At 48.5% G+C, this 13,523-nt stretch carries 14 protein-coding genes; all 14 read right to left on the reverse strand.

What is annotated here, in order from left to right; genetic code table 11:
• Nucleotides 1–81: 81 nt before the first annotated feature.
• On the reverse strand, nucleotides 82–1,182 hold the full coding sequence (gene aguA, locus AC1WIP_RS03890; RefSeq protein WP_481140582.1) for an agmatine deiminase: 1,101 nt from the start codon (nucleotides 1,180–1,182) through the stop codon (nucleotides 82–84).
• Nucleotides 1,183–1,252: 70 nt separating this feature from the next.
• Entirely contained in the window at nucleotides 1,253–2,428 is a 1,176-nt protein-coding gene (gene nspC / locus AC1WIP_RS03895; RefSeq protein ID WP_481140583.1) for a carboxynorspermidine decarboxylase, read from the reverse strand.
• A gap of 95 nt (nucleotides 2,429–2,523) precedes the next feature.
• Complete coding sequence (locus AC1WIP_RS03900) at nucleotides 2,524–3,126, reverse strand: LysO family transporter (protein ID WP_481140584.1); 603 nt, start codon at nucleotides 3,124–3,126, stop codon at nucleotides 2,524–2,526.
• Nucleotides 3,123–3,440 carry a hypothetical protein gene (locus AC1WIP_RS03905; RefSeq protein ID WP_481140585.1) on the reverse strand — a complete coding sequence of 106 codons (318 nt, stop codon included), beginning with the start codon at nucleotides 3,438–3,440 and terminating at the stop codon, nucleotides 3,123–3,125. The genes AC1WIP_RS03900 and AC1WIP_RS03905 overlap by 4 nt, the downstream gene beginning before the upstream one ends.
• An 89-nt stretch (nucleotides 3,441–3,529) precedes the next feature.
• Nucleotides 3,530–4,789, reverse strand: coding sequence for a saccharopine dehydrogenase family protein (locus AC1WIP_RS03910; protein ID WP_481140586.1), 1,260 nt, complete (start codon nucleotides 4,787–4,789; stop codon nucleotides 3,530–3,532).
• A gap of 94 nt (nucleotides 4,790–4,883) precedes the next feature.
• Nucleotides 4,884–5,135 (reverse strand): kinase to dihydroxyacetone kinase, encoded by a 252-nt coding sequence (locus AC1WIP_RS03915; protein WP_318704354.1) that lies wholly within the window; start codon nucleotides 5,133–5,135, stop codon nucleotides 4,884–4,886.
• A 115-nt stretch (nucleotides 5,136–5,250) separates the two neighbouring features.
• Entirely contained in the window at nucleotides 5,251–6,120 is an 870-nt protein-coding gene (speE, locus tag AC1WIP_RS03920) for a polyamine aminopropyltransferase (RefSeq protein ID WP_318704353.1), read from the reverse strand.
• Nucleotides 6,121–6,204: 84 nt separating this feature from the next.
• Nucleotides 6,205–7,665 (reverse strand): aminotransferase class I/II-fold pyridoxal phosphate-dependent enzyme, encoded by a 1,461-nt coding sequence (locus tag AC1WIP_RS03925; protein ID WP_481140587.1) that lies wholly within the window; start codon nucleotides 7,663–7,665, stop codon nucleotides 6,205–6,207.
• Nucleotides 7,666–7,703: 38 nt separating this feature from the next.
• Complete coding sequence (speD, locus tag AC1WIP_RS03930) at nucleotides 7,704–8,462, reverse strand: adenosylmethionine decarboxylase (RefSeq protein WP_318704351.1); 759 nt, start codon at nucleotides 8,460–8,462, stop codon at nucleotides 7,704–7,706.
• 420 nt (nucleotides 8,463–8,882) lie between these two features.
• Nucleotides 8,883–9,506: a cytidylate kinase-like family protein gene (locus AC1WIP_RS03935; RefSeq protein ID WP_481140588.1), complete on the reverse strand. Its 624-nt coding sequence runs from the start codon at nucleotides 9,504–9,506 to the stop codon at nucleotides 8,883–8,885.
• Nucleotides 9,507–9,524: 18 nt separating this feature from the next.
• Complete coding sequence (locus AC1WIP_RS03940) at nucleotides 9,525–10,286, reverse strand: amino acid ABC transporter permease (protein ID WP_481140589.1); 762 nt, start codon at nucleotides 10,284–10,286, stop codon at nucleotides 9,525–9,527.
• Nucleotides 10,287–10,314: 28 nt separating this feature from the next.
• A complete protein-coding gene (locus AC1WIP_RS03945; protein WP_481140590.1) occupies nucleotides 10,315–11,025 on the reverse strand; it encodes an amino acid ABC transporter permease in 711 nt (236 codons plus the stop codon).
• 116 nt (nucleotides 11,026–11,141) lie between these two features.
• Nucleotides 11,142–12,059 (reverse strand): transporter substrate-binding domain-containing protein, encoded by a 918-nt coding sequence (locus tag AC1WIP_RS03950; RefSeq protein WP_481140591.1) that lies wholly within the window; start codon nucleotides 12,057–12,059, stop codon nucleotides 11,142–11,144.
• A 117-nt stretch (nucleotides 12,060–12,176) separates the two neighbouring features.
• Nucleotides 12,177–12,905, reverse strand: coding sequence for an amino acid ABC transporter ATP-binding protein (locus AC1WIP_RS03955; RefSeq protein ID WP_481140592.1), 729 nt, complete (start codon nucleotides 12,903–12,905; stop codon nucleotides 12,177–12,179).
• Between the last annotated feature and the right edge of the window lie 618 nt (nucleotides 12,906–13,523).

Raw genomic sequence — 13,523 nt, forward strand, 5'->3', positions numbered from 1 at the left:
GCAGTAGCTAGTCACCCTTATTTTGGTTATTACGCCCAGTTTCTGATACCAGGGAACGAGTTTCGCAATTACCTGAATTTTTTATGTATTTGCAGGAATCTGCTGGGTAATGCAGTGGATATTTCCTCCACCGATAAGAATATCTCTGGCATAAATCTGAATCACCTGGCGGTCGGGAAACAGCTCCTGCAGCGTCTCCTTTGCCAGCTTATCCATAGGATCTCCAAATCCCGGCATTACAATATTTTTATTGGCAATATAAAAGTTTACATAAGAAGCCGCCAGCCTTTCCCCGGGCATTCTTGTGGGCTCTCCGTCGCAGGAATCCAGCCCTTCGCACTCCTCCTTAGTCACCGTCACCGGCCCCGGAAGCGGAAGCTTGTGCACCTTAAGGCTTCTTCCCCTGGCATCCTTGGCCTGTTCCAGCGCCGAAAGACAGGCGTTGGACATTTCATACTGCACATCCTCCTTGTCCTGGGTCCACGCCAAAACCACTTCTCCCGGTCTGACGAAAGCGCAGATATTATCCACATGCTCGTTGGTCTCGTCATTGTAAATTCCACAGGGAAGCCAGATCACAACGGACACTCCCAGATACTGGCGCAGAGTCTCCTCAATCTCTTCACGGCTCATCTGGGGATTTCTGCCCTTGCTCAAAAGACAGGGAGCCGTCACGATACAGGTTCCCTCTCCGTCCACATGGATGGAGCCTCCCTCCAGAATAAAATCCCGCTTGTCATACACATCCTTTTCAAAAAGGTCACACAGCTTCCTTGCCATCTGATTGTCCTTATCCCAAGGAAAATAGAGCCCGTCATAGAGCCCTCCCCAGGCGTTAAAGCCCCAGTCAATGCCCCGAATCTGCCCTTCCTTGTTTTTCACAAAGGTAGGAGCATAGTCCCTTGCCCAGGAATCATTGCTGGACATCTCCACCACACGAATGTGTGCGGGGAGCGCCGCCCTTGCATTGTCATACTGTGCTGCGGAAGCACATACCGTCACAGGCTCGGAAAAGGAAATGGCCTCCGCCACCTTTACAAAGGCTTTACGGGCCGCGTAGGCTCCGTACTGCCAGGAATCCGGCCGCTCCGGAAATATCATAATGCAGCCCTGATGGGGCTCAAATTCCCCGGGCATGCGATAGCCGTCCTCGAGAGGCGTTGAATCCTTTATGATCAGCATATAGTTCCCTCCTTATCAATCTTTCCTATTTTTCTGCTGTTTCTTCAAGGGCTGTTTCTGATGCGTTGTGTTAAAGCCTTCCCCTAAAATCCTCATAACCGAAGCGCTTCCATATCTTATATTCCCCAGTTCTGTCCTTCAAAACAATGGAGGGAAGGGGCATGCCGTTAAAGGTATTGGTCTTTACCATAGAATAAATCGCCATATCTCCAAAGACAAGCCTGTCTCCTTCCTGTAAGGGCTGGTCAAAGGAATAATCCCCAATCACATCTCCGGCCAGACAGGTGGGCCCTCCCAGCCGATAAGTATAGGGCTTCTCCCCAGGCTCCCCGCTGTGAAGCAGCGGCGGACGGTAGGGCATTTCCAGCACATCCGGCATGTGGCAGGCCGCCGAGGTGTCCAAAATGGCAATATTAATTCCATTGTGAACCACCTCCAGCACAGAGGCTGCAAGAAAACCCCCGTTCAGCGCAACAGCCTCTCCCGGCTCCAGATATACCGTAAGTCCATAGGCTTCCTTCATATGCCGGATACATCGTTCCAGCCGGGGGATATCGTAGCCCTTTCTGGTAATATGATGCCCTCCTCCGAAATTGATCCATTTCATGCCCTTGAGATAGCCTCCGAATTTCTCCTCCACCGCCTTCAGAGTCTCCTCCAGGGCGTCCGCATCCTGCTCGCAGAGCGTGTGGAAATGCAATCCGTCCAGCAGGGACAAAAGAAAACCGCCGCCGTCCTTCCTGATCCCCTCCTCAAAGGCTTTTCTGGTCACCCCCAGCCGGGAGCCGGGAGCGCAAGGGTCGTAGATGGCATGTCCCTCCTGGGTGGAGCATTCCGGGTTGATGCGCAGTCCGATACTTTTTCCCAAAGCTCTGGCTCTCTCTCCATACTTTTTCACCTGGTTCCAGGAATTAAATACAATATGGTCACAATACTCCAAAAGCTCCGGAATCTCCTCCTCCTTGTAAGCCGGAGAAAATACATGATTTTCGCAATGCTTTCCCTCTTTTTCCAAAGGCGCTCTCATCTCCTGGGCGCCCAGCCTTGCTTCATACAATCCGCTGGCTGTTGCACCGGAAAGATATCTGCCGATCATAGGATACAAAGCATACATGGAAAAGGCCTTTTGGGCCAGCAAAATTCTGGCCCCCGTCCGCTCCATCACCCCCGCAAGTATTTTCAGATTCTCCTCTATCAGCCCCTCATCCACAATATAGCAAGGGGTAGGCAGCTCCTTTATTGTCATATTCATACCTCTAAGTTTTAAATATTTGTGCAACCTATATTTTTATACCCTGTTTCATAAAAATTATAATATATCCCTGTATCCATGGTCAAGAATCAGGTAAACAGGGCGTAGCACAGGGAGATCAGCACAGGCACAAGTGCAGAGCAGATCACTCCGTTGATCACGGAAAACACCACAGTTTCCTCATCAGTATACTTTATCATCATGGGCAGCGTGGTATCCTCACTGGTTGCCCCCGCTGCAGCAATGCAAGCATAGCCGTTGAGCTTTTTGGACAAAAAGGGAATGCTGAAAAAAGAAAAAATTTCCCGCATGAGATTGCTTAAAAAAGCGATGCTTCCCATCTGTGCACCGGACAGGCTTTCCAATGTGATTCCCGCAAGGCTGTACCAGCCAAGTCCGCTTGCCGCCGCAGTGCCGCTGCTTAAAGGACAGCCTGTCATCAAACTGCACAAAACGCCGCCCAAAAGTGACCCCAGAATGGTTCCCAAGGGGATCAGAAATATTTTTATGTGATATTGCCTGATTTTTTTGAGAAATCCCCGGTGCATGCCGATACTGATGCCCACGGAAAACATCAGAATATATAAAATAATGTCTTTATGCTCAGAAATTTTCAGGATAAGAGAGTTGTCTGCCCCCCATGCCCCGCAAATAATTCCCAGAATCAAAGCGGTAATTGCAATCAGTGTCATAGCCCGCTCTCCCCGTCCTCATGCTCCTTTGTTCTTTTGTCACATAAAAACCGCCGGGTGAGGGCATACACGAACAAAATGGAAAACAAGGTGGGAAGGGCAAAAAACAGAAAGCTGCTTCCCCCTAAGGAAGCAAGCTCTCCCAAAAGATTTTCCTTCCGTCCCAGGCTGATTCCCATGGAAAAAATCAAAAGGGCTGTACAGGCAGTCTGCAGATACCCGTTTAGCCTTTTACCCTTTTTCTGGAAGAAATTTTCGGGAAGAAAGCATCTTCCCACAAGCACCCCTGCGCACATAACTCCTAAAATAAGCATGATCCACCTCCGTACTGTCAACACATCTAAGGATTAACCTTACTGTATTTCCAAGGGGAAGTCAATGGATTTTAAAAATCCTGTGCCGGTTATTCAACCAGCACAGGATTTTCTTCTACCTTCCAGGGAAGGCCGTATTCGTTCAAGGCTTCCATAAAGGGATCGGGGTCAAACTCCTCCACGTTAAACACGCCGGGCTTTTTCCATACCCCTTCCATTACCAGCTTGGCGCCGATCATAGCCGGAACACCCGTGGTGTAGGAAATAGCCTGGGAGCCTACTTCCTTGTAGCATTCCTGATGATCGCACACATTGTAAATATAAATGGATTTTTCCTTTCCATCCTTCACTCCGGTAAAAATACAGCCGATATTTGTCTTTCCCACGGTCCTGGGACCCAGAGACGCCGGATCAGGAAGAAGCGCCTTTAAAAACTGAATGGGCACGATCTCCCTTCCCTCAAACATCACAGGGTCTGTCCGAAGCATTCCCACATTTTCCAGGCATTTCATATGGGTCAGATAGCTTTGTCCAAAGGTCATGAAAAAGCGTATCCGCTTCACGCCGGGAATGTTCTTTGCCAGAGATTCAATCTCCTCATGGTGCAGCAGATACATATCCTTTTCCCCTACCTGGTCAAAGTTGTACACTCTTTTGATCTCCATGGGCTTTGTTTCCACCCAATGACCATTCTCCCAATAGGAGCCGTTTGCGGATACCTCCCGCAGATTGATTTCCGGATTAAAATTGGTGGCAAAGGGATAGCCGTGGTCCCCGCCGTTACAGTCCAGAATGTCAATAAAATGGATTTCATCAAAATAATGCTTCAAGGCGTAAGCGGAAAAAACACTGGTGACGCCGGGGTCAAAGCCGCTCCCCAAAAGCCCCGTAATGCCCGCCTTTTCAAAGCTTTCCTTATAGGCCCACTGCCAGGAGTAGTCAAAATAGGCGGTAAAGCCCTCCTCTTTGCAGCGTTTCTCATAGGCAGCCCTCCACTGGGGGTCCTCCGTGTCCTCCGCCTCATAGTTTGCGGTATCCACATAATCCACCTTGCAGGCCAGGCAGGCGTCCATGATTGCCAGATCCTGATAAGGCAGCGCCAGGTTCAGTACCAGGTCAGGCTGTACCTTTTTGATCAGCGCCGTCACCTCTTGTGCCTTATCCGCATCCACCTGCTCCACAGTAATCACCGCCTTGGTGGTTTTCTCAAGCTTTTCCTTTAACGCCTCACATTTGCTCAAGGTGCGGCTGGCAATACAGATTTCCTCAAAGGTTTCCGCACACTTTGCACACTTCTGAATGGCAACGCCGGCAACGCCGCCGCAGCCGATTACCAATATTTTTCCCATAGTCTTCTCCTTTTCTCCGCGGACAGCATCCTGCCGCTTTTCCCAGTTATTTTGCTGGATCTATCTGCCAAAAAGCCCCAATGCCTCAGCGGCCTCAGCCCTTCAGTCCCCTTGCCTGTCTGTCCATGTCCTCCACCACAATATCATAGATTTCCCCCAGAGAGGCACAGTATTCCAGCACCTTCCAGGGCTCATTGGTGTGAAAATGAATCTTGATCAGCTCGTCGTCTCCCACTGCCAGAAGGCAGTCTCCTTGAAAGTGATTGGTAAAATAGTCGCTGATCACATCCTCGTCCAGACCCTCTCCTTCAATCAAAAGCTGCGTGTCATATTTGAATTCCAGCATATTCAGGTTCTCCTTCCATTTCCTGTTTCTGTTTATCTTTTCTATTTATTTCCTGTCTGCTTCTTATTTCCCGGCCATTTCAAATTCCCTCCTGTTTTTTCCGTAAAGCTGAAATTTACAGGGAGGCCTCTCTTCCCTCCACGCTGCGCAGAAGCTCCTCCACATAAGCCGGAAGGTAAAAGGCGCCCTGGTGCACCTTGGGGGTGTAATATCTGGTGTCAATGCCCAAAAGCTTCCATGCAGCCCCGTTCAGATCGTGGATGGGATGGTACTTTTTGGAGGCAAATCCAAACAGCCAGTGTCCCGAAGGGTATGTGGGAATGTGCACCTGATATACCCGGCTGATGGGAAAGCTTTCCACAATACGCTTATGGGCCCGCTTGCAGGCAATGGCGTCGGCCTGATAGAAGGGACTTTCGTGCTGATTCACCATAATGCCGTCCTCCTTAAGAGCCTTATAGCAGTTGCCGTAAAACTCCTTGGTAAACAGCCCCTCTCCCGGACCGAAGGGGTCCGTGGAATCTACAATAATCAGATCATATTCATTTTCCTTAGAGCGGATAAAGCGCAGTCCGTCCTCATAATAAATGGAAACTCTCTCATCCTCCAGCCTGCAGGCGGTCTGGGGCAGGTACTTTTTGCAGACCTCTACCACCAGCTCATCGATCTCCACCATATCTATCTGCTCTACCCCGGGATATCTGGTCAGCTCTCTGATTACGCCGCCGTCTCCCGCCCCGATCACAAGCGCCTTTTTTACATTGGGGTGCACCGCCATGGGCACATGGGTAATCATCTCATGATAAATAAACTCATCCCGCTCCGTGAGCATCATATACCCGTCCAGCGTAAGAAAACGCCCGAATTCCTTTGACTGGAACACATCAATCCTCTGAAACTCGCTCTGCCCGCTGTAAAGCTGCTTGTCCACCCGGATGGACAGCTTCACGTCCGGCGTATGAGGTTCCGAAAACCACAATTCCATATTGCTTTCCTGCCCTTCTATTGATTCAGAGCCTTGGCTCTGCAGCCTGCTCTCATTTCCCTGCTATTAATTTCCTTATTTTTCCTAGGCCCATACCTCCTTGAGCACATTCAGGCGTTCAATGGCCGCGTCCTCAGGCCCCGTCATGGAACAGCCCTTCTCCTTGGCATAGAGAATATAATTGAGAATGTCCTCCGTAATCTCCTCTCCAGGGGCCAGTATGGGAATCCCGGGCGGATAGCACATGACGAATTCACTGCACACCCTTCCCCTGGTCTCCAAAAGGGGCAGGGATTCCTTTTGCGCATAGAAAGCGTCCTGGGGAGACACCGCCACCCTGGGATCGATGTATTCCTGGGTAAACATCCCCGCGCCGTCCTTTCCATATTGACGCTTGATCTCCGCCATTGCACTGACAAGGCGCTCAATGTCCCGCTCCCTGTCTCCAATGGAAAGATAGGCCAGAATATTGGCAATGTCCCCAAGCTCCGCCTGTATATCATACTCGTCCCTGAGCAGATCATAAACCTCTATGCCGGCCAGCCCCACTCCCAGAGTATTTACCGTAAGCTTGGTTCTGTCAAAGTCAAAAATACTGTCCCCATTGATCAGGTCTGCCGTGTAAGCGTAATAGCCTCCGATACGGTTGATCTCCTCTCTGGCGTATTCCGCCAGCGCTATGACTCTGGCAAATTCCTCTTTTCCGCGAAGGGCCAGATTCCTTCTGGAAATATCAAGACTTGCCAGCAGTAAATAGGAGGCGCTGGTAGTCTGGGTCAGGTTAATGATCTGGCGCACATAGCCGGGATTCATGGACGGTCCCGTCAAAAGAAAGGAGCTCTGGGTAAGGCTCCCCCCTGATTTGTGCATGCTCACTGCAGCCATATCGGCCCCTGCAGCCATTGCTGATATGGGCATATCCTTACCAAAATAAAAGTGGGTTCCATGAGCCTCATCCACCAGCACCTTCATGCCGCATCCATGGGCCAGCTTCACAATGCTTCTCAAGTCAGAGCATATGCCGTAATAGGTGGGATTGTTTACCAATACCGCCACTGCATCGGGATTTTCCCGAATGGCCTTTTCCACCTGGGATACCCGCATTCCCAGCGCAATTCCAAGCCTGTTATCCGTCTCCGGATTTACATAGATGGGCGTTGCGCCGTTTACCACCAGCGCGTTAATGACGCTGCGGTGGACGTTGCGGGGAAGAATGATCTTGTCTCCCTTTTTACAGGTGCCAAACACCATGCTCTGTACGGAGGAGGTGGTTCCTCCCACCATCAAAAAGGCATAGGCGGCACCAAATGCCTCTGCGGCAATCTCCTCCGCCTCTCTGATCACCGAAACAGGATGGCACAAATTGTCCAGAGACTTCATAGAGTTTACGTCAATGCCCACACACTGCTGGCCCAAAAGCTCCACCAGCTCCGGATTTCCCCGCCCTCTCTTATGCCCGGGGACGTCAAAGGGTACGATTCTGTTCTGCCTGAATTCCTCCAGCGCTTCATAGATCGGCGCTTTTGCCTGATTAAATCTCCCCACGGCCTTCACCTCTCCTCTTTACGGCAAAGCATGCCTTTTCAGTAAATATTTCTCCCGCTGAATATCTCAATCATTTCTCTCCTGAGATTATCCATAATCTCCAGGCGTATCTTCGGCGGCAGCTCATACACATCGCTGTTAAACAGGTAGTTTTGCAGATCCACCTCCTTAATCAGCATCTTGGTGTGAAATATATTTGCCTCGTAAACGTTAATATCCACGGCGTCATAGCGGCGCAGAATTTCCTTGTTGATGTAGTCCTGAATGGAAGTCATATGATGATCCATAAACAGCTTGTGTCCGCCCACATCTCTGGTAAAGCCCCGCACCCGGTAATCCATTGTGATAATATCCGAATCAAAGGAGCCGATCAGGTAATCCAGCGTGGAGAGGGGCGTGATCTCTCCGCAGGTGGCCACGTCAATATCCACCCGGAAGGTGGCAAGATAAGTCTCCGGATGATATTCCGGATAGGTATGCACCGTAATGTGGCTTTTGTCCAGATGGGCCACAGTAGTGTCCCCTGCAGGAATCATGCTCTCCTCCGCGATCAATATAGTTACAGAAGACCCCTGAGGCTCATAATCCTGGCTGGAAATATTCAAGACGTTTGCTCCGATCATATCCGTCACGTTTGTGAGGATTTTGGTCAGACGTTCGGAATTATACTGTTTGTCAATATAAGCGATATAATCCTTCTGCTCCCTCTGTGTTTTCGCATAGCACACATCGTAAATGTTGAAGCTCAGAGACTTTGTTAAGTTGTTAAAGCCATATAATGTGATTTTCTCGCTCATAGGATTCCCTTCCTCTGGTAATTCCGGCCCTGGCCCTGCTGGCATGCGCCCACCGGGCGCACCGCAAAAAAGCAGGCCGCCGCTGTGCGGCCTGCCTGCTTGGATAGTCAGTATCTGTGACGTTTGCAGCGAATCCTCTTTTAGAAAGGATTCGTCTCTTACGGTATTTTCATGGTATGAAAATGGACAGATATTGGGTTTTTAGAGTCTATATAGCAAATATTTTACTTTTACTACTCTTATTGACCGTTTCACAAGTTAGGTGTGCAGCTGCACAGGTTTATAGTAACCAACTTATAAAATTTGAGCTTTTAACTCAATCAATAATGCAGCCAAAGCTGCTAAAAAATATTTGCATGGAAGACTCTGTAAATCTGTTTTCCATACATCCTGTACTATAGCACAGGATGCTCTTAAAAGTCAATGAAAATCTTCATCTTGCTCTGCATTGCTCCCAAAGTGCCGACGAGCTATTTTTTCCAATACCTCCGCCGTCCCGCTGATACCAAAGAAGCTGCTGTTTAACAGAATATCCTTATTGCTCATTTCATTCACATATCCCTGGCAGTAGCGTCTGTGGTACTGCTCTCTCGACTTATCCACCTCCCGGATCATCCGCTCCGCAGTGGCTTCGTCCATGCCAAGCTGCGTGATACAGTTTTCATATCTTGCCTCGTATGGAGCATAGATGTAAATACACAGCTTATTTTCAAAATCCTTTAAGATACTGTCCGCACAGCGTCCCACAATAATGCAGGACTCCCTTTCCACCATATCCAGAATCACATTCTTTTGGACAAGAAATATCTCATCCTGCAGATTGGGTATTCCCATTCCAAGGGGATATTTTCGCTTAAAATAAATGGATTTGGACATCTCCTCCTCATCGCTTATCACGGAAACCGGGAGCGCCATACGCTTTGCCGTTTCCTCAACGATATCCCTGTCATAAAAAGGAACTGCCAGTCTCTCTGAAAGCTCCTGAGCTATGGATCTTCCCATGCTGCCGAATTGCCTTGAAATGGTAATCACATACTTTTTCATAGCGTTAACCGTCCCCCTTTATCTTATCGCCGCAGTCGTCTGCAGCTTATTCTTCTGGATATGTCTCACCACACAGGACAGAGAGAAATTAATCACAAAATAGATCGCTGCCGCTGCGCCAAAAAGAACAAACACATCGGACACATTCGTCGTTCCCAACCCATTGTACTGATAGGATACGTTCATGATCTGTCTCACTCTTGCCATCAATTCAATAACAGCCACATTTGCCAAATAGGAGGAATCCTTAACCGTGGTGATCACCTGGCTGAGAAGCGTTGGAATAATATTTCTGTACGCCTGGGGCAGAACAATATACCACATGATCTGTACTGTGCTAAAGCCTTGGGAATGTCCCGCTTCAAACTGTCCATGGGCTACAGAGTTCAAACCGCCCCTGACAATTTCCGCAATGACGGAGGATGTAAACAAGATCAATGCCACTGACGCCTTAAAGAGCATCTTTACCTCCACGGAAGTCAGTCCCAGCATCCTATGCTGCAGGAATGCCGGGCATGGGCAAAATACCACGCAGATAAATATCCACAAGAGAAGCGGCGTATTGCGGAATATTTCAATATATGCAATCGCCAGCCACTTAAAAATACGCGTTTTCCAGCTGTTGCAGTAATTTCTTACAAGCGCCAGCAGGGAACCAACTACAATTCCCAAAAGCACTGCAATCAAGGCAATCAGCATCGTGAATGCCACACCCTTAAGCAAATATAGAAGCACTGCCTGATTTCTTAATATAGCCAGGCTTCCCTGCAAATCACTCATAAGCGTTCCTCGCTCTCATAATTTCTATCTAATTTTGTCCCACTGCGATCTTTACCCTTGCTTCTCTCTTTTTCAGGGAATTCTCCCAAGTGCTGGCCAGGGTGGACAACGGAAAGCAGACCACAAAAAACAGAGTACCGCTGACGATATAGGCCGGCGCATAGGCTCCGCCTGTAGAAGCTCCCGTCACAAAGCTGTAAGTGACTGATATCAGATCAGCCCCTCCCACGATGTACAGACACGACGTGTTTTTGATCAGATTCACTACCTGATTGACCATGGGCGGAAGGATCATCTTGATGCTCTGGGGCAATATAATATAGTACATCCGCTGAATATAGCCGAAGCCCTGCGACTGGGCTGCCTCAAACTGTCCCTTAGGCACTGCTTCTATTCCCGCCCTGACTACCTCCGCCACATAAGCGCCATGGTAAATGCCAAGCGCGGTAATGCCCGTAGGAATGATTCCGATGCTGTTTCCGGAAAACGCCAGCGCGTAATACAAAAAACACATCTGGAGCAATAAAGGCGTGTTCTGAATGATCTCCACATAGACTCTGGATATGAGCCGCAGAATTTTCTTATGACTGGTTCCCATCAGTCCTATCACCATTCCCAGGGCAAATGCGATAAGCAGTCCAAACAACGCCGTCTCTACCGTATTGCCCAGACCCAAAAGGAAAGTGTCCCTGAATATCCACACCTTTTCCCATGCCTGTGCCGAAAATATTCCAACCATATCTGCTCCTCCCTGAATCTCCCATATTTTTGAAAAGGAAAAACAACTCTTTCCCTTTCAGAAATAAAGGAACTTCCTGTCCGACCCGGACAATATGCCGGGTCGGACAGATCCCCTTACTCAAGACCATACTCTGCGATCAATCCGTCGATAGTCCCATCGGAAAGCCACTGAGTCACAAGCTCCTCACAAAGCGCCGAGAAACCCGATCCCTTTCTGGTGGCAATGCCATATTCCTGAGGCGAGAATTCCTCTTCAATGTAGGAACGACCGTCCGTCTTATAAATGGCCAGAATGGACTTATCCACACAGAAAGCGTCCACCTCTCCTGCGCTCAAGGCAGTAGAGATTGCAGGATAATCCTCATATTGCTGGAAAGATATTCCGGTAGTCCATGTTGTGGCGTCAAAGGTATCCTCATCAAATCCGGCACCATCGATCAGCCCAGCTTCAATCATGGCCGCCGTTAAAGCTCTTGCGGAAGTGGAACCGGAGGACACGCCTACCTTCTTGTCAACCAGCCCCTCCAGCGATGTGATTCCGGAGGCATCCTCTACCAGCACCGTAACTGCGTCTGTGTAATAGGGAGTTGTAAAGTCCCAGCTCTCCTTTCTCTCATCCGTGATCGTAAAGGTTGCCAGCACGCAGTCAATGTCTCCCGAATCCAAAAGCTCTGTACGGGTTGCCGCAGTAACCGTAGTAAATTCCACATCCACGCCAAGATACTCTGCTATGTCTGACGCAAGGTCAATTTCCATGCCCGAATACTCGCCTGTCAGGGTGTCCTGCAGACCGAAGCCCGGCACAGCATTCTTAACCCCAACCCTGAGAACGCCCCTGTCAATGATTTCCTGTACGTCTGGGTCAGCGGTCTCTGGGCTTGCTGCCTCACTGCTTTCCGCGGCAGTGCTTTCTGCAGCAGATGCGCTTTCCTCCACAGAGGCTGCAGGCGCCGCCTCCTCTGTGCCCCCACATCCTGTAAGCAGCGTCAGCGCCATGATTCCGGTTAAAAGTAGTGCCATTTTCTTTTTCATAATATTTCCTCCTGTCACAATATTTGCGTTGTTCCGTCCGCTTTCCCCAAGAAACTGCAAACGTCCGGACAGCCGCTGTTTATCTCAAATGCGGATGCTCCGCAGTTAAGATCCCGATCACCGAATAATTTTTCCAAGAAACTGTCTCACTCGCTCATTTTCCGGATTTTCAAAGAAGTGCTCCGGCGTTCCCTCTTCAATGATCTGCCCGTCCGCCATAAACACGACCCGGTCCGCCACCTGGCGGGCAAAGCCCATCTCATGCGTCACCACTACCATAGTGATATTTTCTTTGGCGAGCTTTATCATGACATCCAAAACCTCTTGAATGGTTTCCGGATCTAAAGCGGATGTCGGTTCGTCAAACAAAATAATCTTAGTCTGCGCACAAAGCGCCCTGGCAATAGCAATACGCTGCTGCTGTCCTCCGGAAAGAGTGGTGGGGAACGCGTCCGCCTTATCCCTAAGCCCCACCACATCCAGATAATGAAAGGCCAGCTCCTCCGCCTCCGCCTTGCTTTTATGATGAAGCTTCATGGGCGCCAGCGTCAGGTTTTTCAACACTGTCATATGGGGATAGAGATTAAACTGCTGAAATACCATGGATGTTGTCTCCCGAACCAAGTGCACTTTATTTTTGTGGGTCAGATGCTTTCCATCCAAAAACACCTTCCCGCTGGTCGGCTCCTCAAGGAAGTTCATACAGCGCACCGTAGTGGATTTTCCTGAGCCGGACGGGCCGATGATCACCAGCTTTTCTCCCTCTGCGACCTCAAGATTCACATCCTTTAATACCTTTAAATCCCCGAAATTCTTATTGACATGCTCCATTTTTATCATTGCCATATGAATCCTCCCAAAAGATGCAGCCCTGTAAACTCAAAAAGGGCGCTTTGAAAAAATTTCAAAGCGCCCTTGCTCTTTATGTTCTGGATTGTATACCATTATACAATTTCTGTCAACTGTTTTTTGATTTTCGTCTGCGTTTTGTGTAAGATTACAATACATATGTTACAACTAAATATTGAAAAAGCAGAGATGCTGCCCTTTGTATTAGTTATATTTTATCGCCACAACAAAATCCAACCGAAAAAGGCTCTCTGCTATGGCTGCTATAACACAAGATATAAGGTGTCTTATATCCCTAATTCATATTTAAACTATATAAACCATTACTTGTGAAACAAATATTTTCAAAGCTCATTTCAAATTTTGCAAGGCACCTATCAACTCTTTTATATATTGCTGGCTTTCCTGTTTTGTGGTTACCAAGCGTAGTTTTTGTAAATATTCTAGGATCTTAATAATTTCTATTGCCTCTAATTTTTCAATTTTCTTATCAAACTCTCTCACTAATTTTTTATTTGTGACATAACTGTATTTTGACAGCCCAAAATGCCTATAAAATGTCATTATGTCTTCAACATTTCCCTTTGAAATATTTCCACGAATATTTCCTCATTT

The organism is Acetatifactor sp., from assembly GCF_982438285.1.

Excerpts from the sequence above, each read along its gene's own strand:
- aguA (WP_481140582.1), bottom strand. The coding sequence starts at position 1,182 with ATGCTGATCATAAAGGATTCAACGCCTCTCGAGGACGGCTATCGCATG.
- nspC (WP_481140583.1), bottom strand. The coding sequence starts at position 2,428 with ATGACAATAAAGGAGCTGCCTACCCCTTGCTATATTGTGGATGAGGGG.
- AC1WIP_RS03900 (WP_481140584.1), bottom strand. The coding sequence starts at position 3,126 with ATGACACTGATTGCAATTACCGCTTTGATTCTGGGAATTATTTGCGGG.
- AC1WIP_RS03905 (WP_481140585.1), bottom strand. The coding sequence starts at position 3,440 with ATGCTTATTTTAGGAGTTATGTGCGCAGGGGTGCTTGTGGGAAGATGC.
- AC1WIP_RS03910 (WP_481140586.1), bottom strand. The coding sequence starts at position 4,789 with ATGGGAAAAATATTGGTAATCGGCTGCGGCGGCGTTGCCGGCGTTGCC.
- AC1WIP_RS03915 (WP_318704354.1), bottom strand. The coding sequence starts at position 5,135 with ATGCTGGAATTCAAATATGACACGCAGCTTTTGATTGAAGGAGAGGGT.
- speE (WP_318704353.1), bottom strand. The coding sequence starts at position 6,120 with ATGGAATTGTGGTTTTCGGAACCTCATACGCCGGACGTGAAGCTGTCC.
- speD (WP_318704351.1), bottom strand. The coding sequence starts at position 8,462 with ATGAGCGAGAAAATCACATTATATGGCTTTAACAACTTAACAAAGTCT.
- AC1WIP_RS03935 (WP_481140588.1), bottom strand. The coding sequence starts at position 9,506 with ATGAAAAAGTATGTGATTACCATTTCAAGGCAATTCGGCAGCATGGGA.
- AC1WIP_RS03940 (WP_481140589.1), bottom strand. The coding sequence starts at position 10,286 with ATGAGTGATTTGCAGGGAAGCCTGGCTATATTAAGAAATCAGGCAGTG.
- AC1WIP_RS03945 (WP_481140590.1), bottom strand. The coding sequence starts at position 11,025 with ATGGTTGGAATATTTTCGGCACAGGCATGGGAAAAGGTGTGGATATTC.
- AC1WIP_RS03950 (WP_481140591.1), bottom strand. The coding sequence starts at position 12,059 with ATGAAAAAGAAAATGGCACTACTTTTAACCGGAATCATGGCGCTGACG.
- AC1WIP_RS03955 (WP_481140592.1), bottom strand. The coding sequence starts at position 12,905 with ATGGCAATGATAAAAATGGAGCATGTCAATAAGAATTTCGGGGATTTA.